This window comes from Methylobacterium sp. E-041, from assembly GCF_022829665.1.
GTDB lineage: Bacteria > Pseudomonadota > Alphaproteobacteria > Rhizobiales > Beijerinckiaceae > Methylobacterium.
This window is the reverse complement of sequence record NZ_JAKSYQ010000285.1, coordinates 60,049-82,316: the sequence shown is the minus strand read 5'-3', so window position 1 is coordinate 82,316 and position 22,268 is coordinate 60,049. Positions and strand designations below refer to the sequence as shown.

The following is a 22,268-nucleotide window of genomic DNA, read 5'->3' as shown; positions in this document are numbered from 1 at the left end:
ACGGGAGAGCCATCGATGTCGGAGCCGCCGGACGACAACCTGGACCACTACGCGCTCGGCTTCTACGCGCCGGGCAAGAACCTCCGCCGCGAAGACTGCCCCTATGCCGAGGGCATGGCGGCCCACGACCAATGGCTGGCCGGGTACGACGCGGCGGTCCGCGGCGACAGGCTGGACGATCGTCCCGCGTGACGCGCCTTTACGGATCGCCTTAGTTCGGGCGGCGGTTTGCTTTTCGGGCCCGAAGCGTCTCGACGCAGGGCATCGGTCCGAACGATCGCCTCCGACCGGCGCACGGCTCCGGCGGGAATCGTTCGAAGCCGGAGGGATGGCCTGTCCGGCGTTGCGATCGCGCCGCGCCGCCGAAGACGGACCTCGATCCGGCGGCGTTGAGTTCGAGGGGCTACCAGGGCACGACCTCCCCGGCATGGTCGAGGAAGACGCAGCCGGATCCCCCGAGGCGACCTTCCAGGACGGCCACCATGCCCCGCGCGCTGGTCTCGACGTCGAGCGTCGCCCGCCGGCCGCCGAGATCCGTGCGGACCCAGCCCGGATGCATCAGCACGACGCCCCAATCGGCCTTGGCGTGCTGCCCGGCGAAGGAGCGGGCCAGGGTGTTGAGCGCCGCCTTGCTCGCCCGGTAGCTGCTCCAGCCGCCGCCGCGGTTCAGCGACACCGAGCCGAGCTTCGACGTCATCAGGACGACGAGACCGCCCGGTGCGACGCGCTTGTGGAAGGCCTCCGCGAAACGGATCGGGCTGAGGGCGTTCGTCTCGAACACCGCCGTCGCGACCGCGCGCGGCATCGCCGCGGCCGGCGTGCCGGCCTGCGTCGCGACGCCCGCGACCACGAAGACGAGATCGAAGGCCGGAGCCTCCGCCAGCCGCGTGCGTAGGGCGGTCACCGCCGCATCGTCGTCGATGTCCACGCCCGTCTCGATCCGCAGCGTGCCGGCGCTCGCGAGCTCGGACAGGGCGGCCGACGGCCGGCGCACGGTGGCCGTCACCGCCCAGCCGCGCTCGAGGAACCGGGCGACGAGACCGAGGCCGAGCCCGCGGGAGGCGCCGACGATCAGCGCGCGGCGCGCACTCATCGCGCGCCTGCCCGGGCGCCCCGGAAGGACGTCGCCGGGCACGGCGAAGCGGGGCTTGGCCCGTCGCTTGCGCGGGCACCGGGACGGGCGGGGCGGGACAGGGGCATCGCCTCAAGATAGCCCCCGCGGGCGGCCCGTCGAGAAACCGGTTTGTCGCGTGCGATCCGGAGCGGATGGCGCCGGCTCGCGTTGACCCCACGACCCCGCCCTTCAGGACAGCCACGATGCATGCGACACGACTCGCGGAGACCGAGGCGACTCTCGCCCAGACCGATCGGGTCTGGCGAACCGAGGTGAGCCGCCTCTACGGTCCCGAGGGCGTCCTCCGTTTCGGCTACGGCCCGGAAGGGCGCGGCGCCGACGGCTCGCCCGTCCGGCGTGCCTACGAGGCGCGGCGTGCCGCGGTGGCGTCCTGGCGCCACGAGCGGCGGCCGCCGGGCTAGGTCCGGCAGCCCGGCCATGTCGCCTGCGATGGCCTCGATCCTCGGCCTGTGGTCGGCCTACTGGGCGGCGATGTTCGCCCAGATCGCCCACCTGCGTTCCCTCGACGACGGCGTCGGCGCGATAACGTGCGGCCGGGTCGCGCGAAGCCTCCTCATCGTCGGCGTCGCGTTCTTTCTGGTCGCGAAGGGCGGCTAGAACGTGCGCTGCTCCGGTCGAAAGGACGGCGTCAGGCGTCGTCTTCCGGGGCGAAGACCTCGCCGACCTCCGCCAGGCGGACGTTGGCCGCGTCGGTCGGGAGATGCAGCAGCCCGCGGTACTCCGCGAGCAGGCGACGCATCTCCCGGTCGGCGGCAGGGGCGTCGGCCGGCACCGGCGAGGTCGTATCGCAGCGGTCGACGAGCTCCGCCGTCCTCCGGTCGACGGCAGCCCGATCGGATGGGCTCAGCCCGGCGAGCCCGTCGAACCCGAGATCGCGGGCGACGAGGGCCGCGATCTCCTCCCGCTTCGTGTCCAGGTCCGACATCGCCGCCTCCCCGAGCCTGCTTCCGGCTTTCCGTCGCCGCATTCCGCGTCCGGAGCGACAACCGTGCCGCCGGCGGTCGCCCGCGCGGCCCGCTAGGTGAAACGCTGCGCCGAGATTGGGTCGCTGGCGGGGAAGGTCTCCTCGAGCCCTTCGTCGAGCAGCCGCTCCCGGCGCTGCGCGGGGCCGTCCACCCCGTTGCGTCCCGCCGGGATCGAGGCCGTCGCTGGGTTCACGCCCCGGCTCGCGCCGCCGGTCGCGCCGCGGCGGCCGCCGGCTCGACCAAGGAAGCCCGCCTGCCACAGAAGGTAGCCGAGGCCGACCGCCAGGGTGCAGACGATGACCCGGAGGTCGAACTCGCTCCGCGGTGCCGGTGCCGGACGGTCGCGGCCCTGCAGCATCCAGCGCTTGGCTTGAACGAACGTCTGGCCCGCATCGCGGACCTCGCCCTCGGACAGCAACGCCCGCGCTGCCGGGATCAACTCGTGCTTGTGGCGGTGAAGGTACTGGTCGACGAGGAAGGTCGCGTCCTCGAAGGCATCCAGCCACCCCTCGGAGCCCGTCCGACGCTGTCGCGCCAGGTCCGCGAGCTGGCTCATGAACGCCCGGTGCTGCTCGTCCAGCGCATCAACCAGCGTCCGCGTCTGCGCGCGCCGGCCGAGGGGGGCGTAGAGGCTGACGGAGACCGCCTCGGCATGTGCTTCGAGGCGATCGATGAGCTCGCCGAGAAGGCGCTCGCGGCTCCGCACGGCACCCGGCCCTTGCGATGCCTTCGGCGCATCGTGGATGAGTTGCTCGATGTTCGCGTGGTCGCGTCCGATGAGCTGCCAGACATCCATGATGGTACTCCTTACCGTTGTCCCTGCTAACCGCCCCGCCCACCGGCCGTTCCTCCATCCGCCCGCGCTCGGGCGCAGCGTGCGCAACGAATCGCCGGGGCGGGCCGCGTGAATGAACCGCCGGTGCACTGCCGCATTGGGGGAGGCAGGAGCACCCCATGCCGATCGACGACACGCACGAGCCTCAGACCGTCAACCTCTCGACGCCGGACGCGGCCGCCTACTGGGCGCGCAAGCTCCAGGTGCCGGTGGAGACGCTCGGGGCGGCTGTGGAGGCCGTCGGCCACGACGCCGAGAAGGTCGCGGCGCATCTCGGCCTTCCCTGGCCGTACGAGGCCAGCGGCATCGTCTGACGCGACGCTTCGCCGGCCCACCGGGCCGGTGGGCGATCGAGCACCGTTCCGACCGTGCCCGTCGGGACACGCCGCGCGACGACGTGGGCCGGGCGGCGCAACCCGGACGCATCCCGCAACGTTCTGGCACCGGACCCGGGTCGAGCGGGTGCCTCAGGAGAAGACGATGTTGGTACGTTTTGGAGTCGGCTTTGCGCTCGCGACGTTTGCGGCGACCGCAGCGATCGCCGCTCCGGTGTCGCAGGAAGACAAGGCCGCGATGCAGCTGCTCTGCGCCGGCGACTTCGCGACCTTCTGCACCGGCCTGCCGCTCGAGGACGGCCCCGAGACGCGCGCTTGCTTCAACAGGAACATGTCGAAGCTCTCGCCCGGGTGCCGCAACGCGATCGAGGCCTACAAGAAGAAGGGTTGAGGCCCGCCCCGCCGGCGCCCCGAGCCGCGTCGCCCGGGCGGCTCTCGCCCGGCGGTGGGCATGGAGCTCCGCGAGGCGGGATCCGGCTCTCGTCGCTCGGCCTTCCGGCGGCAAGCGTGCGCCGAGCCGGACCGCACCCCGAGGCCGCGCTCACCCCAGGGTGATCGCGCCGTCGCTCCGGTCGATCGTTGCGACGCGCGGGCCGCGAATGTCCGGATCTCGCTGTTCCCAGGCCGACAGGGCGGCGTTGACGGCCTCGACGATCGCGCCCGGGGAGCCGCCGATCTGCGGGCGGATCGCCTCGACCAGCCGGGTGACGATCGTCTGCTCCTCCAAAGGGTGAGCCGGCATGGTCGCCTGGCGGCAGTACGCCGCGTAGACGTTCTCCGCGATGGCGCGGGCCGCGCGGTCGGGATCGGGCGTTTCGCTCATTCCAGAAAAGCCTTTCGCGTCGGGGTGCTCGGAAGACGCTGTTTCGCGCGTCGCCCGCTTCGTTGGGTGCAGCTTCGGCAGGCCCGCGGTCAGGGGGACGGCTCCTGCAAGGGCTTGCCCTTGTCGACCACGTAGACCGACAGGACCTTGATCGTCCTGTCGCCGACCACCGTGTAGCCCGCGTGCGGCACGCCGCGCGGGTTGATCCCGCGCTCGCCGGCCGGCCGTTGCTTCGGTTCCTTGCCGGACACGTGCACCGTGCCGCCCTCGATCACGTAGAACGACTCCTCGCCGTGGTGGACGTGGCGGGGCGAGGTCGCACCCGGCGGAAACTCCACCAGCTGCATGATGATCTCGCGCGTGTCGTCGCCGGAGACCGGCGCGCGGCCGAGCTCGGTCCGCCTGATCTCGTGCACCACCGTCTCCTGCGCCATCGCCGAGCCCCCGAAACCGATTCCACCGGCCGTGCAGGCCAGCGCGAGCCCGACGCTTGCGTACCATCGCCTCATCGCCTCGCTCCGTTCCTACGGTGCCACCGCATCCCCATCGAAGCCGTGAGCGTCGAAGATCCGGCGCACGAGGCCCGACCGCTTCGCCTCCGCAAGCCACACCGTCACCGAGGCGAGCGCCGCCGGCCGGCCCTTCGGCACCGCGACGGCGACCTGCGTCCGCTGGAAGCCGCCGGTGACGATCCGCGAGCCGGGGACCTGCGCCACGATCGGCTGCAGCGTGTCTCGCGACAGGGCGAAGGCGTCGGCCGCTCCGGTTCGCATCCGCTCGATCGCCTCGGCCACGGAAGGGACGGCCACCGGCCGGGTCCGCGTCAGCGTGCGGGCCGAGGCGCGGATCGTCGTGGTCCCGTCGATCGCCACCACCTTGAGATCCGGCCGGTCGACCTGCGCGACGTCGACAATGCCCGACGCGGCGGTCACCAGGTAGGTGCTCTCGAGGTCGTAGTAGCCCGGCCCGAAATCGAGCACCTGCCGACGCGCCGCATCGACGGGCATGAAGCTCACGTCGATCGTCTCGGCCTGGAGGGCCGCTGCCGCAGCGCCCGAGTTCGGGAAGAGGGTCACGGTCAGCGGCAGGCCCACCTGTCGCGCAAGGTCTGCGCCGAGATCCGCGGTGACGCCCTCGGGCGTCCCGTCCGGCGAGCGGGCGACGAAGACGAGGCCGGCGGACGGCGCCTCGACGAGGCCGACCCGGAGCTTTCCAGTCGGCGCTAGCGCGGCCTTCGCGGCGGTCTCCTGCGCAAGCCCGGGAAGCGTCATGGCGGCGAGAATGGCGAGCGCGGCCGGCAATCCCTGGGCGAGCGGCATGGGTGGCGTTCCCGGAGTGGTTTCTCGCCGTCCGCTGTACACCGTCGTCGAAGCGGGTCCCATGCGGGCGGAGCGGGAACCGCCGACGAACGTTGCGCCATGACACGCGGTCGGAGCGAGCCCATGGAAGTCAGCGATCTGAAGAACCCGCCCTTCGTGGTGCTCACCTACCGAGACGGGCACGTCGTCGTCGAGGAGGATGCCGCCACCGAGGTGGCTGCCCGCCTGCGCTTCGCATCGGCGGTCGACCTGTGCGAGACGCGGGACGATGCGCATGCCCACCGGGTCGAGCTGCGATCGGGCGAGGCCGTGATCGACACCTGGCCGAAGGCGGAGCGTCCCTAGGGCGACCGGCGCTCGCCGACGCAGGAACCCCGGATCGCGCGAGCGTCCCGGGGTTCCTGCGTCGTGCGCCGATCGAGAGGGCCGGTCGCTCAGCGGTGGTGACGCCGGTGATGGCGCCGCATCATCCGCATCCCGCCCATGCGGGGGCGCATCATCCCGCCGGTGCGCGCGCCGGCGTGCATTCCGCCCATGCGACCGTTGCCGGTCGCCGCCGCGTTGCGATCGAGGCCATCGCCCGGTGACGCCATGCCGGCGGTGTTGGCGCCGAGCAGGAGGCCGAGCGCCACCGTTGCGCCGAGGATGAGCTTGTTCATTCTGTAGAGCCTTCCACGGCGCTGCGCCGTGACGTCAGAACAGGGATCGGCAGTCCTGGTTCCAGAGATAGGATCGTCGCACGTCGGGATCGCTCGGTTTCTGCAATATTACATCCGATACCCACGCGTTTCGTTCGAACGGCACTTGACGAGATAGGCGAGCCCGCAGAGCCATAGCTTTTCCGGAAAAGGAGTACCGCCTTGGAAGATCAGCTCGAATATCAGCCCAATACCCCCGTCGGTCTCACGGCCGACATCGTCGCGGCCTATGTCTCGGGCAATCATGTCCAGGTGGCTGAGCTGCCGACGCTGATCGTCAACGTGCACGCGATGCTGTCCGAACTTCGCAACGGCAAGCCGGCCGAGCCCGCGGGCCCGGAGAAGCCGACGGCGGCTCAGATCCGCAAGTCGGTCACGCCCGACGCGCTGGTCTCCTTCCTCGACGGCAAGCCCTACAAGACGCTGAAGCGCCATCTGAACGGGAACGGCCTGTCGTTCGAGGAGTACAGGACCCGCTACGGCCTGCCGGCGGACTACCCGTCGACCTCGGCGAACTACTCCGCCACGCGCTCGGCGTTGGCGCGCTCGCTCGGCCTCGGTCAGCAGCGGCGGAAGCAGCCCGCGGCCGCCGCAGCGGTCGAGGCGACCGCCGAGGCTCCGAAGGCGCGCGGACGCAAGCCCAAAGCCGCCGAGTCGCCCAAGGCCGTAGAGGCGTCCCAGGCCGAAGGAGCGCCGACGCCGGCTCCGAAGACGCGTGGCCGCAAAGGCAACGCCAAGACGATCGCCGAGCCGGCCTGACGCCGTTCGACGCCCCGTCCCGTGGGCGGATCGGGACGGGGCCGGATCGCCCGGCGAGAGCGTGCTACTCCGCCTTGCGGTGCCCGCGCCCGTGCTGCGCCTTGCCGGCGCCGGCCGCGGCTGCGGCCTCCTTCTCGGCCTTCCCGACCGTCGCCGAGCTGGTGGCGGCGTCGCTCGTCGCACCGGCCGGCGCGTTCGAGGCCGCGGATTTCGGCTGCCCCTTGCCCTCCGTCGGCGCCTCCGCCTTGCCGCCTTCGAGAACCTCGGGGTGGCCGGCCCCCGCCTCGGCGCTTCCAGCCCGCTGCACCTCGGCCGCCCGCTCGACCTGCGCGCTCGTCGTCTCGTGCTGCTGACCGTCGCCGGACCGACCCTTGGCTGGGTTCGACATCATGACATCCTCTCTCGTGGTCACGCGGCAACCGCCCGCATCGATCACGGTTCGAGCGCCGCCGAAGCGTGCGACGAAACGCCGAGCCGCGTCGTCCGCTCTGGACATCGGCCGCCGGCCCGGGGGGGACGAGCGCGTGCAGGCTGCGACCGTCGCGAGGACGGGCGAGCGGATGGTCCGCACTGGGACCAAGTGGCTGCGGACGAGAGAAGGAGCCGATCGGATCAGCGTTGCGGCATGCGCCTGATCGAGCCGACGTTCTCGGGGGAGAGGTCCGCCTCGAAGGCGCCGTGATGGTGGACGGCGACCTGCCTCGGCTCGGCCGGGCGCATCTTCTCGGACGACGCGTCGCCCTCCGGACGATCCGGCGTGACCGATCCAAACCGGAAGGAGGGCCGATCCTGCAGGTTCCAGGCCTTGGCCGGCTTCTGGTCTCCGCAGCCCTCGCACACGGAGACCAGCCACGATTGCCACAGGCCGTTGGTCTTCTCCTGCACCGATTCCGCTCGCTCGCGATGGGCCGAAGCGAGAGAGAAGGTATCGAGGTCGCCCTGCTTGCTGGGTTCGGGCAACTTGCGAAGCCGCTCGAGCTTCGTATTCCAGGTTTCGCCCCCGGTCCTAGGCGGAACGTTCGTCGTCACCGTGTCGAGCGTGCTGCGATCCGGCTCGCACCCGATACAGATGTTCCGGATCATGCCGTCCTCGACGTCGCGGGGTGATCCCGATCGGTCCGATACCGAGCCCGCATCACGGCTCGGCTTTTTGGTCTGCCCGACGGCGGTCGTGGTCACCGCCTTCTCGTTGACGGGCGGGATCGCACCGGTCCGGATGTCGCCGGTCTGAGCGGTCGCCGTCGCCGCGGGAAGGATACACAGCACAAGGGTGGATAGGGTCATGCGCTTTGCTGTCATGGCTGCCTCCATGACAAGTCAATCTTCTGCGCTGTCGCTGGTTCGAGGCCATTCGGCAGCGAAAAACAGAAACTATTTCTTCCGTTCCGATCGGCTCTCGAGAATGTCCACGAACGGCTTCGAGATCACGTGCCGGCCCGCCGCATCGTAGATCTCGACCGTCCAGGCCGACCAATCGCGCCGCGCGCTGCCGTGCATCAGGTCGATCGCGACCCGCTCGGCGTGGAGGCGCATGAGCGCCCAGGTCGGCAGCCGCCTGCCCTGAAGATCGGCCACGAGGTCGAAGCCGTTCGTGCAGTGGAAACGGTAAAGCGGTGTCGGCATTGGCCTTCTACCCCGCCCTCCACAGCATCTCACCGTTCCGTGGCCCACCGTGCTCGCCATGGTTGAACCGTCGGCCCGCTTGCTATTTGTTCCTTGTATGTTCTTGGACAACTCGGAGCCGCGATGCACCCCCAGCCCCACCAACCGCCTGTGGAGATCCGGCTCACCGAGGCCGAGACGATCGCGCTGGCCTACCGGAGGGCCGCCCGCGGCGATGCCTGGATCGCGCTGGTGCAGGTGGTCGAGGACGCGCTCGCAGACCTGGCCGAGGCCGAGCGCCGGTCGCTGCGGCGGGACCGGCTGGTCTCGCGCGGCTACGTCCGCGGGCAGCTCTGACGGAGCGCGGCCACGGCCATCGCGGGCGCCGGATCATCAGGCGGCCGTGGGCGGGCCGGACGGCACGTCTCGGCCGTGCGGGCTTTCCTTCGCCCCGCGATGGGGCCGACGGCGATCCCTGCTCCCGCCCGCTGGCGATCGATCGGCGGCTTTCTCGGGAGCACGGTCGGCGTACGCGAGCCGACACCCGCGCACCGTGCGGCGCGGCCGAGGGTCGCTCCGCGCCGGGCGATCGGAACGGCCGTTTCGACCCGGGGTTTGCTCCCCACGTCCCGAGGCTGCGGCGCAGGCTTCGCGCCGGCCGACCGATTGGAGCACCCATGTCGAACAAGCACCCGAAGACCGATACGCCGACCGATGCCGACCTGAAGGGCAATCCGGGGATCGGCCAGTCCCGAGGCCTGACGGGTCACGACATCGAGGACATCGAGGCGGACTCGACGGTGGAGGGCGACACGGCCAACGAGACGAAGCACGACGGCGGGATCGATCCGAACCACCAGGGCCGGACCAACAAGTAAGGGTCTTGCGTTCGCGGGGCGCAACACGTGCGCCCCGCCCCTGACCGCCCGCGCATCCGCGCCGATTTTCCGGCCGGCGGCATGGGCGATGGCACGATCGGCATGGGCCGATCCGCGCCCGATCCGCGAGCCGGGGCGCACCGGTCCGTGACCACGCTGCCGAGAGCGATCCGTCGCCTCCGCCGCGGCCCAAGCCGGCACCCGAGCCGACCGGGAACGAGACGGTCCCGACAAGGTAATGTTCGAGTGCGTCGATCGGGCAGGGGAGCTTGGCTCGCCCGCGTTCTGCCCATGCGAAAAAGCGCGCCCGGGGGACAACGCCCTACCGGTCGATCTCAGTGCTCATCGGAGGCGTGGATTGATGGTGCTGCGAGGGGGGATCGAACCCACGACCTCCTCATTACCAATGAGGTGCTCTACCACTGAGCTACCGCAGCAACGGCGATCCGGGGCCCGCGAGGGGGCGTCTCCGTCCGACCGAGAGGGGCTTTAAGGGATCGACGGCGGCTTGGCAATCGCGCTTGGCGGTCCCGAGGGCGCAATCGACCGGGTGGATCACGTTTTGGGGCGGCCGTCGCGCTTCAGCGCCGCGCGGATGATCGCGGCCAAGCCCGGCTCGGTCACCGCCTCGGCGGCGTCCGCGGGGGTGAACCAGCGCTGCTCGCGCTGGTGCTGCTCCGGCCAGGTCTTGCGGTGCTTGCGCACCTCGAGCGGAAACACCTTCACCTGGCACAGCACCGCGTCGCGGTTCTTCAGGCGCTTCTGGTAGAGGTAGAAGCCGAGCGGCCGCTTGCCGATCTGGCCGATCACGCCGGCCTCCTCGTAGGCCTCGCGGGCCGCCGCCTCGAAGGGCTTGCGCCCCTTCATCGGCCACCCCTTCGGGATCACCCAGCGCCGGCTCTCGCGAGAGGTGACGAGGAGCACGCTGTAGCTGCCGTCGGGCTCGCGCCGGAACGGCAGCGCGCCGACCTGCGGCCGCGCCTCGCGCTCGTCGTCGAGCGGCATCGTCGTCATGCGCGTCGGCGCCATGCGGGCGCTCCGATGCGGTTCCAGCGCTCCGAGGCGTGCGGCCCGATCGCGGAGGGAACGATGCGGTGTGCTGGGCCGGAACGGAACTGGAACAGTGGTGGGGCCTCTCGGAGGAAAAGTTATCCGGCAAATAATCGATCGGACCTGCCCTGGGAAGCGGGCGTACCGCCGATTGCAGCCGTCTTCACCACCAAAGGTTGGTCGTTTCGTGGGTCAAACGCACCGGAGCGCAGAACGGTGCCGCGCGTCGGAGCCTACCACAGGATGTATCTTGCCGTGGCGATATGGCCGTTCGATGAAGCCCGACGCCATGCCCGTGTCGCACCCGCCGGCCGCCCGGCGGGGCCGGGCGGCGCGGGAACGATCAGCCGAAGCAACGGGCCTTGGCCTCGGCGTCCTCGCGTGCCGTTGCGGGCGAACCGGTTGCAGGCGGACCGGCGGGACGCGGCTGCGGCAGCACCACGGGGCTCGCAGCGCCGGCCGGCATCGGCCCGGGTTCGGCGACGGCAGGCTTTTCGGCCTCGGTCGGCGCCCGCGCAACGCTCGCCGGCGTGATGCCGGCCGGGATGGTGGTCGTCGGCTTGGGCCCGGCGGCGGGAGCGGGCGCCATCGTGCTCGCGGCCGCAGGCGCGGCGGCGTGGGGCGCCGCGAGGGCGACCGTGTCGGTGTCCGGCGCCGGCGTCTCGAACGGCTCCTGGCCGGCGAGCAGGTTCGGCGGCGCCTGCCAGACGAAGGCGTCGATGCGGCCGGAGACCGGCGAGATCGGCTCCCAGGTCGGCGAGGCGACGCCGTCGGCGATCCAGACGGGATCGCGCGGGGCATGCGCGGCGCGGGCGAGCCATTCGCGGGCGCGGCCCGAGCCGGCGCCGTGCTCGGTCTCCTCGATCCGCGCCATCATCAGGCAGGTGCGCACGCTCGGGCCGTCGTCGAGCAGGGGCCGGATCGCCTCGCGGGCCTTCTCGAAGTCGCGGGCGTCGAACGCGGCCTGCGCCAGGGCGAGGCGCGCCTCGGGGGCCCAGGACGAGAGCTTGGCCAGCGTCTCGGCCCGCGCCAGGCGGTCCCGCACGGAATCGCCGGTGCGCAGGTTGAGGTAGACCTTGGCGAGGTCGGGGTGCGGGTTGGCCTTCCACGCGGCCTCGACGATCTTGGCCGCCTTCTTCAGATCGCCGCGGCGGGCGAGCAGGCGCCCGGCGATGCTGGCGGCGGGAACGAGATCGGGCGCGAGCTTGACCGCCTGGAGCGCGCGCTCGGTCGCCGCCTCCGGCTCGCCGGCCTCGCGCACCTGCGCCATCGCGGTGAGCAGGACGGCACGCTGGCGCCGCGCCTCCGCCTTGTCGATCAGCCCGAGGGAGCCGCGGCGCTCGACGATCTCGAGCGCGCCGCCCCAGTCGCCGTCGGCGCATTGCGCCTCCAGCACGGCGTCGTTCGCCCAGGTGACGCTGGGGGCGAGGCGCGCGGCCTCCGCCGCGTAGGCGCGGGCGGAGACGTCGTCCTCGCGTCGGCGCGCTTCGACAAATAGGCCGCGCAGGCCGAGCACCCGCGTCTCGGGGTCGTCGACCATGCGCTGGAACGCGCTCTCGGCCGCCTGCCGGTCGCCGGAGATCTGCGCCGCCTGAGCCTTGAGCAGCAGGGTCAGCGGTTCCGCGCCGAGCAGGCGCTCGGCGTCGCCCGCATGGCGGCGGGCGGCGAGGGGATCGCCCGACCCGACCGCGACCATGCCGCGCGACAGGGCGGTGAAGCCCTTGGCCCGGCGGCGCTCGCGCGAGCCGTTCACCAGGGTGTCCGGCAGGGTGATGATGCCGCGGACCACGGCCCAGACGAGGCCGAGCGCGATCGCCGCGATGCCGACGCCGATGAGGGCGATGGCGAGGCTCGTGGCCACCTCGTAGCCGTTCCACACGATGGTGACCGACCCGGGTCGGTCGGCGATCCACACCGCCCCGAAGGCGGCGACGGCAAGCAGGGCCAGGAAGGCGAGAGCGCGCCACATGAGGTCGGGTACTCCTGTCAGCCGCGAGGACGGCGTCGCGTCGCGACGAGGATGTGGGCGGGGGCGATGGCCGCCCCCGCAGGATGGCGTGTCTCTGCGATCACCTCTGGGGGGCGATCACGGCTTGGCGGTCGGCGCGGTCGTCGGCAGGCCCTTGAACGCGTCGGAGAGCAGCGCCTGGGCCGCCTGGGCCGCCTGGGCCCGCGCCTTCAGCGTCGCGCCGAAATCGCCGGCCTGCGCCTTCAGATCCTGCGGCATCGCCTCGTAGGCCTGCGACGCCTCGATCAGCGCGCCGCGGTCGAGGGCCGCCTGCACCTTCGCCGTCGGATCGCTGGCGGCAGCCTCCTCGGCGGCCGGCGGCGCATCGACCTTGCGGACCTGCACGATCGAGTCCGCGATGCTGAGGAAGCGGCTCTTGAGGTCGCCGTTGGCGGCGACCTCCTTGGCGGCGGCGGCCTTGCGCGCGGCGGCGACCTTGTCGGCGATCGGGCGAAACGCGGCGGCGAGCTGGTCCGCGGTCGGCGCGCCCTTGTCGGCGAACGGCGCCAGGGCGTCGACGCGGCTCGCGTCGCCGGTCTCGAGCTTGCGCAGGGTCGCCAGCGGCTCGGCATACGGGACGCTGGCCTCCAGCGCGGCGGCGATCCGGTCGGCGGTGACGACCTTCAACGCGGCCTGGACGGTGCTGGCCTCGGCGCGAAGCGCCACCGCCTTGTCGAGGGTGGCGATCTTGTCGGCCTGATCCTGCAGGCGCCGGTCGAGGGCCTTGGTCGCCGATTCGGCCGTGCTCCTGCCGGCCTCGGCCGCCTCGCGGCTCGCCTGCGTTGCCGTCTGCACCGCCTCGGTCGCGGCCTTCACCCGCTCGTCGAGGGTCTTCTGCAGGGCGTCGAGGCGCTGGCCGAGGGCCTGGTCGGCCTCGGCGTTCGCCTTGGTGCGCGCCTCGACCTCGCCCTGGAGCGTGGCGAGCTTCGGCGCGAGGTCGACGGCCGGCGCGCGCGCCGCCTTGTCGGGTGCCTTGTCCTCGAGCGCCTTCACGCGCCCGTCGAGGGCGGCGATCTGCTTGGGGTCGCCGCCGGCCTGGGCCACCCCGAGGCGGGAATCGCCAGCCTGGTCGCGGTCCGGCTCCTCCTGCAGGGCGGAGACGCGCTGGTCCAGGCTGTCGAGCCGGGCGGCGATGTCGGCCGGAAGAGCGGCCTGGGCGGCCGCCGCCGGGGTCGTGCCCTGGCCCTCGGCGGACGTGGCCGTCGCGCCGGACGCACGGTCCAGCGCCTGCCTGGCCGCGGCCTCCGCCGCCTTCACCGCGTCGGGCAGCGGCTTCAGCGTCGCCTCGTTGGCGGCGACGCGCTTGTCGAGGGCGGCGACCGCGTCGCGTGGGCTCAACGATGCCATGCGCTGGTCGAGGCCGGTGAGCTGGCCGGAGATGCGCTGGTCGAGGGCGTTGAGGCGGGCGTCGTCGCCGGCATTGACGAGGATGCCGGCGCGCTCCACCGCGAAGAGCAGGCCGGCGCCGATCACGCCGCCGAGAAGGCCGGCGGTCGCCACCGAGCCGAAGCCCGGCCCGCGGGCGGCGGGCGCCTCGGCCGGGCCGACCCGCGGCGGGGTGCTGCCGGAGCCCGCCGGCTTGGCGCCGGCCTTGGCGTCGGACGCTGCCTTGCCGTCGGAAGCAGGCTTGATGTCTGAAGCAGGCTTGGGACCGGACGCCGCCATGCCGGCCGCGACCCCCGCGGCTCCCGCCGCGGCGGCCTTGGCGTTGCCGCGGACGTCGCCCTTGTTCGCCCCGGCGTCCTCGACGCGCTTGGCCTTGAGGTCGATGATCGGTCCATCGGTGAGGGCGCCGGAGGGCCGCGGCCCGCCCGCCGTGGCGCCGCCGGCGGATTTCGGCGGCTCGGCGGCGGTGCCGGCCCCGGACCGGCCGAACTCGGGCTTCGCCGGGTCCGGCTTGCCCGGCTCGGCTTTCCCCGGCTCCTTCGCCGCGGACGGGCCGCCCGGCGCGCCGGCGATCCCGGGCTTGACCGCCTCTGTCGCGGGCTTGCTCGGGAACGCTGCAGAGGCGGCGCCCGCCCCGCCGGCAGGCTTGGCGTCGAGCTTCGCCGGATCGGCGGGGGGCTGGGCCGGGCGGTCGGGCTCGGCCTTCGTCGGCCCGGCGGTGATCGGAGGATCGGCGCGGCCGGCCTCCGGCTTCGGCGCCTGGGCCGAGGACGACGGGACGGCGGGCGTGGCCGTATCGGGCTTGATGGTATCGGGCTTGGCCGTATCGTTCTTGGCCGTATCGGGCTTGCCGGTCTCGGATTTGGCCGGCTCCGACTTGACGTGGACGCCCGGCGGCAGGGTCTCGGGCGGACGGCCCTGCGGCGTCGACACCGTTCCGGGCTTGCCGCCCTGGGTCTGGGGGGCGGTCGAGCTCGGGGCACCGTTCTTCGCGGCACCCGGAGCCTGTGAGCCGGAATTTGGACGGTCGGCGTCGTTGGATGGTGGCTTCACGGCCGTTGTCTCTCCCGTCTCGACGTCCCGGGCGCGGCGGCTGTGCCGCGCGCCCCGATCCTAACGTTCCTCACGACCCGCGCCGGTGCGGGCGGCGCCTACCTATCACCGCCGCTTCCGCCCGGGCGAGACCCGATCTGACGGCGGCGCGGCGATGTCAGGACAGGCCGGCGAGGAGGTCGTCCTCGCGCGGTCGCCCAGCGACGAAATGGGCCGCGACCCCGGCTTGGTCCAGGGCTGCGGCCACGTCGTCCGACAGGCAGTAATGCCTCAACGCGCGGAAAGCTCCGCCGTGTCCGGCCGCTTCCGACAATCGATGCGCCACGCGCGCGCTGCGGCGGGAATAGTGCAGGGCGGCGTCGAGCCCTCCGGGGACGGCGGCGAAGGCCGCGAAGACCGGGTCCGGCAGGTGCGCCACCGCCTCGGCCGCGTAGGCGACGTGCGTCGCGATCCGGTAGCCGGCGGCCGTCAGCCGGGCGGCGGGTTCCACCTTGCGCTCCGCGCCGGCCACGTGGAGCAGGGATGCCCCCGGCGCGACGGATCCCTGCACGATCGCTGCGAGCGCGGCGGCGTCGCCCGTCCCCGCCGTCACCGCGCCGAGCCGCGCTTCGGCGAGCGCCGCCGTCCGCGGGCCGACGGCGAAGACCGGGATTCCGCGCAGGGTGGCCGCCTCGGTCGTCGCGAGCAGCGCGTCGAGGGCGTTCGCGCTGGTGAGGATCAGCCCGTCGAACGGGCCCGGCGGCAGGGCTGCGCCGGTGGGGCGCACCACCAGCACCGGCGCCACCAGGGGCAGGTGGCCGAGCGCCGCCAGGCGTTCGCCGGTGCGTGCGGCGCCGGGCTCCGGCCGCGCCACCCAGACCCGCACGGCCTCACCCCTCCAGGGTGAGGCGGATGCCGTGATCGGCGGTGGCGCCGGGCGCCAGCAGGCGCTGCGCGTCGCGCTCGGCGAGCTCGCCCGAGAATCCGGCCCAGTCGGCATGCCCGGTCCAGGCTTCGAGCGACAGGAACGGCGCGGTCGGCTTCGTCCACACGGCGAGGTGCGAAAAATCCTCGACCGCCATCCGGATCGCCCGCCCGCCCGGCCCGGTGAAGCGCATCGTGCGGCTCAGCGCGTCGCGGAACACCAGCGCCTCGGTGAAGAGCGCCGGATCGAGGGGCAGGACGTTGCCCTCGAGGCGGATCGGGCGCTCCTCGCGCAGCAGCAGGCCGCCGGGGCCGACCTCGGGGACGCTGGCGCGCTCGGCCCGCTCGAACGCGACCGCGTAGCCGCCGCCGGCCGCGCGCGTCCCGCCCGCGAACGGCCAGGGGAAGGCCGGGTGGAAGCCGAGCCCATAGGGCAGGGCGGTCTCGCCCGGATTGTGGACCGCGATGGCGAAGTCGAGCCCGGCGGGGCGCACCCGCGCGGTGATGTCGAGGCGGAAGCGGAAGGGATAGTGCGCCAGCGTCTCGGCCGTTTCGGTCAGGCGCAGGGTGACGGCCTCGTCCGTCCGCTCCACCACCGCGAAGGGCAGGTCGCGGGCGAAGCCGTGCTGGGCCATCGGATAGGTCCGGCCGTCGACCCGGACCATCCCGCCGGCGGAGGCGCCGACCACCGGGAAGAGCCAGGGCGCGTGCCGGTTCCAGTGCTCGGGATCGCCGCTCCAGAGGTATTCGGTGCCGCCCACCCGCCACGACACCGGCTCGGCGCCGGCGAGCGTCAGGGTCGCGGTGGTGCCGTCGGCGGCCTTCAGGTGGATCGGATCGGGCATGGGGCATCGGCTCCGGATCGGGGTGGGTTCGTCGGCGCCCGGCTCACGCGGCCGCCCCGACATGCTGCGTCACCGCGTGAAGCGGGCCCGACGCCACGAGGCGGCCGCCGTCGAGCACGTGGACCGTGTCGGCGGCTTCCAGGCTGGTGAGGCGGTGGGCGATCATGATCAGCGTGCGCTGGCCGGCGAGCGCGTCGAGCGCGGCCATCACCGCGCCCTCGGTCTCGCCGTCCAGCGCCGAGGTCGCCTCGTCGAACACGATCACGTCGGGGTCGTGGTAGAGCGCGCGGGCGATGCCGATGCGCTGGCGCTGGCCGCCGGAGAGGCGCGCGCCGCGCTCGCCGACGCGGGCGTCGTAGCCCTCGGGCAGGGCGGCGACGAAGTCGTGCGCGCCGGCGAGCCGCGCCGCCCGCTCCACCGCCGCGCGGTCGACCGGCTCGAGGCCCAGCGCGATGTTCTCGGCCACCGTCCCGTCCACGAGGAACACGTCCTGCGGGACGTAGCCGATCCGGTTCTGCCAGGCCGGCAGGGCCTGTGAATCCAAGGGCGTGCCGTCGACGGTGATGCGGCCGGCATCCGGCGTCAGGATGCCGAGGATCAGGCCGACCAGGGTCGACTTGCCCGAGCCGGTGCGCCCGACGAGGCCGACGGTGGTGTTGGCCCGGATCGTCAGGCTCACGTCCGCGAGCGCCGCCCGCCCGGGCGCGTAGGCGAAGCCGACCCGCTCCAGGCGGATCGCGTCGCGGAACGGCAGCCGTGCGTCGGTCCGCGGCGAACTCTCGGCCTCGCCGTCGAGGTCGTCGACGATCACCCGCACCGCCGGCAGGTAGAAGCGCAGCAGAGCCAGCGAGTTGAAGATGTTCTGGAAGGCCGGCAGCATCCGGTATCCGGCGAAGGCGAACAGCCCGAGCAGCGGCAGGATGCCGGCGGTGTCGAGCCCCTGGGCGAGGGCGAACAGCACCACCACGATGACGCCGCCGAAGGCCAGGGCCTCGATGACGAAGCGCGGCATCTGCCCCGTCAGCAGGCTCTCGGCGGTGGCCTTGGCATAGGCGCGGGCGGGGGCGTCGAATTTGCCGGCGAAGGCGTCCGCCCGACCGTAGAGCTTGAGCTCGGTGAGCGCGCCCAGGGTCTCCTGCACCACGCGGTAGCGCTGCGCGTTGTCGGCGACCGAGCGGGCGCCGAGCGAGGCGAGGCGCGCGCGCATCACCAGGTAGATGCCGACGTAGAGCCCGCCGAAGCCGCCGCCGAGGATCAGCGCCAGGCGCGGCGCGTAGACCAGCAGGAAGCCAATCACCGCGAGGGCCGAGATCGCGCGGGAGGCGACGACGGTGGCCGGCGTCAGCACGCCGACGACCAGGCGGTCGGTCTCCGAGAGCACGTTCTTGGCAAGCTCCGCGCTGTTGCCCTGGGTGAAGAACAGCTTTTCGCGGGCGAGGTAGCGGAACAGCAGCCGCCGGGCGAAGCCGTAGCCGGTGAGATGGGTGAACAGCAGCTGCGCGTAGGTCAGCGCGGCGTTCACCACCGCGGTCACGAGGATCACGAGCAGCGCCGCCATCCCGGCCGCGATCAGGAAGCTGCGGTCGTCCGACAGCCCGAGCGTGTCGCGGATCTGCGCGAGGTAGGGCAGCCGGGTGGCGGCCGCGGGATCGCCGACCAGCGTCAGGAACGGGATCACCGAGGCGACGCCGACCACCTCGAGCAGCCCTGCGCCGGCCAGCCCCAGGGCGATCAGCGCGAGCCGGCGCCGGTCGCGGGCCCGCATCGCGCGCACGAGATCGATCAGCGTGCGCACGAGGGTGTCCTCGGGATCGGCAGAACGCACCTCTCCCTCCGCCCTTTGCGGGGGAGGGTACCCTGCGGAGCAGGGGGGCAGGGAAAGGCGCCCGGCGCGGTTCTCTCTGTGAAGCGCACGTTCATGTGGGCCGAGCGCATAGAGGCCCGGCGCCGGGCTGTCCACGCGGGCGGGCCGAAGCCCGCCCGCGCGCGATCAATCGACCTTCTTCAGCGAGCCGAGGTCGACGTCGCCGTTCTGGCTGGTGAAGGTCAGCGACTTGGATCCGCCGTCCTGCTGCGAGACGCCGCCGATCTTGTGGTCGCCGCTGTCGTAGGTCGTGGTCTTGCCGTCCTGCTCGATCAGCAGGCGGTGCTTCCCGGGGAAGAAGGCGTACTTCATCCCGTTCTGCGCCCCGCTGGTCGAGGGCTGGCCGAGGTCCTCCGGCCACCAGGGCTCCATGCCCTTCATCGGCTTCATGGGTTCCATGGGCTTCATCGGTTCCATCGGCTTCATCGGTTCCATCTGGGGCAGGCTCCTTGCGGGTGTCTCGCGTGCGGTCCGTCTCTCGCCAAGACGCGGCAGGGCGGGATCGGTTGCATCGCGCCGGGCCCGTCGAGGCGAGGATCGTGCCGCGCCGCCGGATCGGCGGCGCGGCCGACGACCTCAGAATACGCGCTTCTCGCGGATCTGACCGTCGAAGCCGACATGGAGCTGGCGCTCGCGCCCGTCCTGGCCCTTGGCGGCGACCTCGAGGTGGCGCGGGCCGCGGCCGGTGACGCGGACGTCCGAGTAGCCGGCCGCCTGCACCGAGGCGGTCAGCGCCGGCACGTCGGGGTTGGGCCCGAGCCCGACCTTGTCCTTCGCCCAGTCGAGGGTGCCGGGGGGCGGGCCGCCGGCCGGGCCGAGCAGCACGCGGTTGCCGTCGCCGTGGGTCAGCACCGCCGCGTGCAGGAACCCGTTCTCGAAGCGCCCCTGCACGGTGACGATCTCGCCCTTGGCGACGAGCTTGCCGTCTTCGCCCTGGCGCCCGGTCTCGACCAGCGCCCGCCCGGTGCCGTCCTGCAGCACGAACTTGTTGCCGAAGATCTCGGCGACCTCGCCCTTGGCGGCGATGCCGCCCGACGGCACCAGCGTCGAGATCGCCACCGGGGCGATCGGCATGGTCGAGGGCGCGCCGTTCTGCGCCAGGGAGAGGCCGACGGCGCCGAGCGCCAGCGGCGCGGCGATCGCCCCGACGACGAGGGTGCGGCGGGGCAGGCGGCGTGCGGGTTTCGATGCGGCGCCCTCGGCGGCGGCCTGGCGAACCTCGGTGGCGGTGCCGTCGATGACCTGTTCGTTGCTCATGATGAAACGTGTCCTGTTCGGGTGGGCCCTTTCGGGTTGACGGCGTTCTAGGAGAGGCCCGCCAATCCACCCTGAACCGCGCGGTTCAGCCCCGGTTAAACCGGCCGGCCTAACCCCCGACGCCCGTTCCCCGAAGGTGCCGAGAACCATGAAAGTCCTGTTGGTCGAGGACGATGCCGCGCTCGGCGCCGAGATCGCGAAGGCCCTGCGCGCGGAAAGCTTCGCCCTCGACCACGCGCGCGACGGCGAGGACGCGCAGCATCTCGGCGAGACCGAGGATTACGACGCGGTGGTGCTCGACCTCGGCCTGCCCAAGCGCGACGGCGTCTCCGTGCTGCAGGCGTGGCGCGCCGCGGGGCGCACGCTCCCGGTGCTGATCCTCACCGCCCGCGACGGCTGGAGCGACAAGGTCGCGGGCTTCAAGGCCGGCGCCGACGACTATCTCGTCAAGCCGTTCCGCACCGAGGAGCTGGTGATCCGCCTGCGGGCGCTGGTGCGCCGCGCCCAGGCCAGCGGCGCGAGCCGGCTCGTCTGCGGGCCGCTGAGCTTCGACCCCGGGCTGGGCGCCTTCGAGCGCGACGGCCTGCCCCTGAAGCTCACCGGGCTCGAATGGCGGGTGCTGTCCTGCCTGATGCTGCGCAAGGACGCGGTGGTGCCCCGCCTGCAACTCATCGAGCGGGTCTATGACGGCGACGCCGACGTCGACTCGAACTCGGTCGAGGTCATCATCACGCGCCTGCGCCGCAAGATCGCCCCGGCGCAGATTGAGGCGGTGCGCGGCCACGGCTGGCGCCTGCACGCGGACGCCGCGTGATGGCGCACGCATCCCGGCTGGAACGCGCACCGCGCACGGGCTCGCTGGCGCGCCGCCTGCTCGCCGCCGCCTTCGTCCTCGTCACCGTCGCGCTGGTCGTGGCGGGCATCGCGATCGGCTTCATCCTCCACCGTTTTGTGCGGGGGCAGATCGACGGCCGGCTCGACGCGCAGATTGTGGCGATCCGCTCCGGGCTGGAGCAGGGCCCCGACGGTCCGCGCCTCGCCCGCGACTTCGACGCGCCGCCCTTCGACCGCGCGGGCTCGGGCTGGGCCTGGCAGGTGCGGCGCGGCGGGACGCGCCTGCGCTCCGCCTCGCTCGGCAGCGACGTGCTGCCCGTGCCGGCCGGCCCCCGTCCCGACGACGGGTCGGAGCGGCCGCAGCCCGCCGACGCGACCGATGCGAACGGACGCGGCCTGATCCTGCGCGTCCTGACGCTGCCGGCGGAGGACGGCGGCGCGGCGACCGTGATCGCCGCCTCCGCGCCCGCCGCGGCGTTGCGCGGGCCGCTGCGCGAGGCCCTGACCACGCTGGCGCTGGCGCTCGCGGTGCTCGGCCTCTGCCTGATCGGCGGGGTGCTGGCGCAGGTGCGCCTCGGCCTCGCGCCGCTGCAGCGCCTGCGCGCGGACCTCGCCGAGGTGCGTGCCGGGCGGCGCGAGCGGGTGCCGGTGGCGCAGCCGACGGAGATCCGGCCGCTGGTCGCCGAGCTCAACGCGCTGCTGGACCAGAACGCGGCCAACCTCGAGCGGGCCCGCACCCATGTCGCGAACCTCGCCCACGGCCTCAAGACGCCGCTCGCCACCCTGACCCTGGCGCTCGCCGACCCGGCCCGCGACGCCGACGGCACCTTGAGCGACCTCGTCGGCTCGATGGACCGGCAGGTCCGCCACCACCTGCGCCGGGCGCGCGCCGCGGCGCTGGAAGGCACGGCCCGCGGCCGGATCGACCTCGCGAGCCCTGTCGGGGACCTCGCCGCGACGCTGGGGCGGCTGCATGCGGCCAAGGGCGTGCGGATCCAGGCAAACCTCGCCGAGGGGTTGGCCGTGGGATGCGAGGCGCAGGACCTTGACGAGATGCTCGGGAACCTGATGGACAATGCCTGCCAGTGGTGCCGCGGCGAGGTCCGCGTCTCGGCGGCCCCGGCCGAGGGGGCGGTGGCGATTCGCGTCGAGGACGACGGGCCGGGCCTCGATCCGGCTGAGGCGGCGTCCGTCCTGCGCCGCGGGCAGCGGCTTGACGAGAGCGTGCCGGGCAACGGCTTCGGCCTGTCGATCACCCTGGAGCTGGCCGAGCTCTACGGCGGCGGCCTGACGCTCGACCGGTCCGGCCTCGGCGGCCTGCGGGCGACCCTCGTTCTGCCGGGCTAGAGCCGAACGCGGAAAGCCCTCGACGGCGCGAAGCCGGAGGGCTGATTCGGTCTGGATGGGGGGAGGAAACGTGGCGCGGGCGACGGGACTCGAACCCGCGACCTCCGGCGTGACAGGCCGGCACTCTAACCAACTGAGCTACGCCCGCACGGCGCATCCGCTCGAAGGCCCGGTGGGCCTCGGCGACGAGCGGGGGTTTATGTGGGGGGGCAGGGAGTGTCAAGCGCGAGCTTGCCATGCGGAGCGCGATTGTCCGCATGGCCCGATCCCGGTGCCGCCGGGCCGGCTCGGACCTCGCCGGGCCTGCGCCGATCTGCCGTGTTGGCGAAGGCCTGACACAGCGCCACCTGTCTGTCTCAAGCCGCGATTGTG

The 22,268-nt window shown here is 72.9% G+C and carries 29 protein-coding genes and 2 tRNA genes; 11 read left to right on the top strand and 20 right to left on the bottom strand.

All coding sequences use genetic code 11. The annotated features are described in order from the left end of the window. Window positions 1-15 precede the first annotated feature (15 nt). On the top strand, window positions 16-192 hold the full coding sequence (locus MKK70_RS26055; RefSeq protein ID WP_147729007.1) for a ribosome modulation factor: 177 nt from the start codon (window positions 16-18) through the stop codon (window positions 190-192). A 211-nt stretch (window positions 193-403) separates the two neighbouring features. Here the strand turns inward: MKK70_RS26055 and MKK70_RS26050 are convergent, their stop codons facing one another. Further along, window positions 404-1,093 carry an SDR family NAD(P)-dependent oxidoreductase gene (locus MKK70_RS26050; protein ID WP_147729006.1) on the bottom strand — a complete coding sequence of 230 codons (690 nt, stop codon included), beginning with the start codon at window positions 1,091-1,093 and terminating at the stop codon, window positions 404-406. A gap of 224 nt (window positions 1,094-1,317) precedes the next feature. Between MKK70_RS26050 and MKK70_RS26045 the strand changes: the two genes are divergently transcribed. Continuing rightward, window positions 1,318-1,536, top strand: coding sequence for a hypothetical protein (locus MKK70_RS26045; RefSeq protein ID WP_147729005.1), 219 nt, complete (start codon window positions 1,318-1,320; stop codon window positions 1,534-1,536). Between the two features lie 16 nt (window positions 1,537-1,552). Further along, the gene (locus MKK70_RS26040; RefSeq protein ID WP_243950808.1) at window positions 1,553-1,732 is read left to right on the top strand and encodes a hypothetical protein; all 180 of its coding nucleotides are present in this window, start codon (window positions 1,553-1,555) and stop codon (window positions 1,730-1,732) included. A gap of 31 nt (window positions 1,733-1,763) precedes the next feature. Here the strand turns inward: MKK70_RS26040 and MKK70_RS26035 are convergent, their stop codons facing one another. Continuing rightward, window positions 1,764-2,060, bottom strand: coding sequence for a hypothetical protein (locus MKK70_RS26035; protein ID WP_243950806.1), 297 nt, complete (start codon window positions 2,058-2,060; stop codon window positions 1,764-1,766). Window positions 2,061-2,152: 92 nt separating this feature from the next. Continuing rightward, the gene (locus MKK70_RS26030; RefSeq protein WP_147858966.1) at window positions 2,153-2,896 is read right to left on the bottom strand and encodes a hemerythrin domain-containing protein; all 744 of its coding nucleotides are present in this window, start codon (window positions 2,894-2,896) and stop codon (window positions 2,153-2,155) included. Between the two features lie 158 nt (window positions 2,897-3,054). Between MKK70_RS26030 and MKK70_RS26025 the strand changes: the two genes are divergently transcribed. Continuing rightward, window positions 3,055-3,249, top strand: a complete 195-nt coding sequence (locus MKK70_RS26025) for a DUF3606 domain-containing protein (protein WP_147728722.1) — start codon at window positions 3,055-3,057, stop codon at window positions 3,247-3,249. A gap of 148 nt (window positions 3,250-3,397) precedes the next feature. Continuing rightward, window positions 3,398-3,661: a hypothetical protein gene (locus MKK70_RS26020; protein ID WP_243934143.1), complete on the top strand. Its 264-nt coding sequence runs from the start codon at window positions 3,398-3,400 to the stop codon at window positions 3,659-3,661. Window positions 3,662-3,811: 150 nt separating this feature from the next. Here the strand turns inward: MKK70_RS26020 and MKK70_RS26015 are convergent, their stop codons facing one another. From MKK70_RS26015 to MKK70_RS26005, 3 genes are all read right to left on the bottom strand, one after another. After that, window positions 3,812-4,093, bottom strand: a complete 282-nt coding sequence (locus tag MKK70_RS26015) for a hypothetical protein (protein ID WP_243950804.1) — start codon at window positions 4,091-4,093, stop codon at window positions 3,812-3,814. An 89-nt stretch (window positions 4,094-4,182) separates the two neighbouring features. Continuing rightward, window positions 4,183-4,602, bottom strand: a complete 420-nt coding sequence (locus MKK70_RS26010; RefSeq protein WP_243950802.1) for a cupin domain-containing protein — start codon at window positions 4,600-4,602, stop codon at window positions 4,183-4,185. 15 nt (window positions 4,603-4,617) lie between these two features. Continuing rightward, window positions 4,618-5,412 carry a transporter substrate-binding domain-containing protein gene (locus MKK70_RS26005; protein WP_243950800.1) on the bottom strand — a complete coding sequence of 265 codons (795 nt, stop codon included), beginning with the start codon at window positions 5,410-5,412 and terminating at the stop codon, window positions 4,618-4,620. A gap of 123 nt (window positions 5,413-5,535) precedes the next feature. Between MKK70_RS26005 and MKK70_RS26000 the strand changes: the two genes are divergently transcribed. Continuing rightward, entirely contained in the window at window positions 5,536-5,757 is a 222-nt protein-coding gene (locus MKK70_RS26000; protein ID WP_147728718.1) for a hypothetical protein, read from the top strand. A gap of 89 nt (window positions 5,758-5,846) precedes the next feature. Here the strand turns inward: MKK70_RS26000 and MKK70_RS25995 are convergent, their stop codons facing one another. Beyond that, entirely contained in the window at window positions 5,847-6,071 is a 225-nt protein-coding gene (locus tag MKK70_RS25995) for a hypothetical protein (RefSeq protein ID WP_147728717.1), read from the bottom strand. A 201-nt stretch (window positions 6,072-6,272) separates the two neighbouring features. Between MKK70_RS25995 and MKK70_RS25990 the strand changes: the two genes are divergently transcribed. Beyond that, window positions 6,273-6,869 (top strand): MucR family transcriptional regulator, encoded by a 597-nt coding sequence (locus tag MKK70_RS25990; RefSeq protein ID WP_243950798.1) that lies wholly within the window; start codon window positions 6,273-6,275, stop codon window positions 6,867-6,869. Between the two features lie 64 nt (window positions 6,870-6,933). Here MKK70_RS25990 and MKK70_RS25985 read toward each other — a convergent pair whose 3' ends face one another. The 3 genes from MKK70_RS25985 to MKK70_RS25975 form a co-directional block, all read right to left on the bottom strand. Next, a complete protein-coding gene (locus MKK70_RS25985; protein ID WP_243950796.1) occupies window positions 6,934-7,260 on the bottom strand; it encodes a hypothetical protein in 327 nt (108 codons plus the stop codon). A 221-nt stretch (window positions 7,261-7,481) separates the two neighbouring features. After that, window positions 7,482-8,168 carry a hypothetical protein gene (locus MKK70_RS25980; protein WP_243950795.1) on the bottom strand — a complete coding sequence of 229 codons (687 nt, stop codon included), beginning with the start codon at window positions 8,166-8,168 and terminating at the stop codon, window positions 7,482-7,484. A 72-nt stretch (window positions 8,169-8,240) separates the two neighbouring features. Next, the gene (locus MKK70_RS25975; RefSeq protein WP_243950793.1) at window positions 8,241-8,492 is read right to left on the bottom strand and encodes a DUF6894 family protein; all 252 of its coding nucleotides are present in this window, start codon (window positions 8,490-8,492) and stop codon (window positions 8,241-8,243) included. A 123-nt stretch (window positions 8,493-8,615) separates the two neighbouring features. On the opposite strand from MKK70_RS25975, the gene MKK70_RS25970 reads away from it, so the two are divergent. Next, window positions 8,616-8,828: a hypothetical protein gene (locus tag MKK70_RS25970; RefSeq protein ID WP_147729058.1), complete on the top strand. Its 213-nt coding sequence runs from the start codon at window positions 8,616-8,618 to the stop codon at window positions 8,826-8,828. Window positions 8,829-9,148: 320 nt separating this feature from the next. After that, complete coding sequence (locus MKK70_RS25965; RefSeq protein WP_243950792.1) at window positions 9,149-9,349, top strand: hypothetical protein; 201 nt, start codon at window positions 9,149-9,151, stop codon at window positions 9,347-9,349. A 362-nt stretch (window positions 9,350-9,711) separates the two neighbouring features. Here the strand turns inward: MKK70_RS25965 and MKK70_RS25960 are convergent. From MKK70_RS25960 to MKK70_RS25920, 9 genes are all read right to left on the bottom strand, one after another. Beyond that, a tRNA-Thr gene (locus MKK70_RS25960) sits at window positions 9,712-9,786 on the bottom strand. Window positions 9,787-9,904: 118 nt separating this feature from the next. Continuing rightward, the gene (locus MKK70_RS25955; protein ID WP_147729062.1) at window positions 9,905-10,363 is read right to left on the bottom strand and encodes an NUDIX hydrolase; all 459 of its coding nucleotides are present in this window, start codon (window positions 10,361-10,363) and stop codon (window positions 9,905-9,907) included. A 379-nt stretch (window positions 10,364-10,742) separates the two neighbouring features. Next, window positions 10,743-12,368 (bottom strand): heme biosynthesis protein HemY, encoded by a 1,626-nt coding sequence (locus MKK70_RS25950; protein WP_243950790.1) that lies wholly within the window; start codon window positions 12,366-12,368, stop codon window positions 10,743-10,745. Between the two features lie 117 nt (window positions 12,369-12,485). Continuing rightward, the gene (locus tag MKK70_RS25945) at window positions 12,486-14,846 is read right to left on the bottom strand and encodes a COG4223 family protein (protein ID WP_243950788.1); all 2,361 of its coding nucleotides are present in this window, start codon (window positions 14,844-14,846) and stop codon (window positions 12,486-12,488) included. Window positions 14,847-15,003: 157 nt separating this feature from the next. Further along, window positions 15,004-15,711: a uroporphyrinogen-III synthase gene (locus MKK70_RS25940; protein WP_243950786.1), complete on the bottom strand. Its 708-nt coding sequence runs from the start codon at window positions 15,709-15,711 to the stop codon at window positions 15,004-15,006. Window positions 15,712-15,715: 4 nt separating this feature from the next. After that, on the bottom strand, window positions 15,716-16,594 hold the full coding sequence (locus tag MKK70_RS25935) for an aldose 1-epimerase family protein (protein ID WP_243950784.1): 879 nt from the start codon (window positions 16,592-16,594) through the stop codon (window positions 15,716-15,718). A 43-nt stretch (window positions 16,595-16,637) separates the two neighbouring features. Further along, window positions 16,638-18,389, bottom strand: a complete 1,752-nt coding sequence (locus tag MKK70_RS25930; protein WP_243950925.1) for an ABC transporter ATP-binding protein — start codon at window positions 18,387-18,389, stop codon at window positions 16,638-16,640. A gap of 195 nt (window positions 18,390-18,584) precedes the next feature. Beyond that, window positions 18,585-18,857, bottom strand: a complete 273-nt coding sequence (locus tag MKK70_RS25925; RefSeq protein ID WP_313899114.1) for a hypothetical protein — start codon at window positions 18,855-18,857, stop codon at window positions 18,585-18,587. A gap of 177 nt (window positions 18,858-19,034) precedes the next feature. Next, window positions 19,035-19,715 (bottom strand): DNA-binding protein, encoded by a 681-nt coding sequence (locus tag MKK70_RS25920; protein ID WP_243950780.1) that lies wholly within the window; start codon window positions 19,713-19,715, stop codon window positions 19,035-19,037. A gap of 148 nt (window positions 19,716-19,863) precedes the next feature. On the opposite strand from MKK70_RS25920, the gene MKK70_RS25915 reads away from it, so the two are divergent. Both MKK70_RS25915 and MKK70_RS25910 read left to right on the top strand, forming a co-directional pair. Beyond that, window positions 19,864-20,529 (top strand): response regulator transcription factor, encoded by a 666-nt coding sequence (locus MKK70_RS25915; protein WP_147729022.1) that lies wholly within the window; start codon window positions 19,864-19,866, stop codon window positions 20,527-20,529. Next, on the top strand, window positions 20,529-21,896 hold the full coding sequence (locus MKK70_RS25910; protein WP_243932616.1) for a sensor histidine kinase: 1,368 nt from the start codon (window positions 20,529-20,531) through the stop codon (window positions 21,894-21,896). Before MKK70_RS25915 ends, MKK70_RS25910 begins: the two co-directional genes overlap by 1 nt. Window positions 21,897-21,967: 71 nt before the next feature. On the opposite strand, the gene MKK70_RS25905 is transcribed toward MKK70_RS25910, so the two are convergent. After that, window positions 21,968-22,044: transfer RNA gene (locus MKK70_RS25905), tRNA-Asp, on the bottom strand. Between the last annotated feature and the right edge of the window lie 224 nt (window positions 22,045-22,268).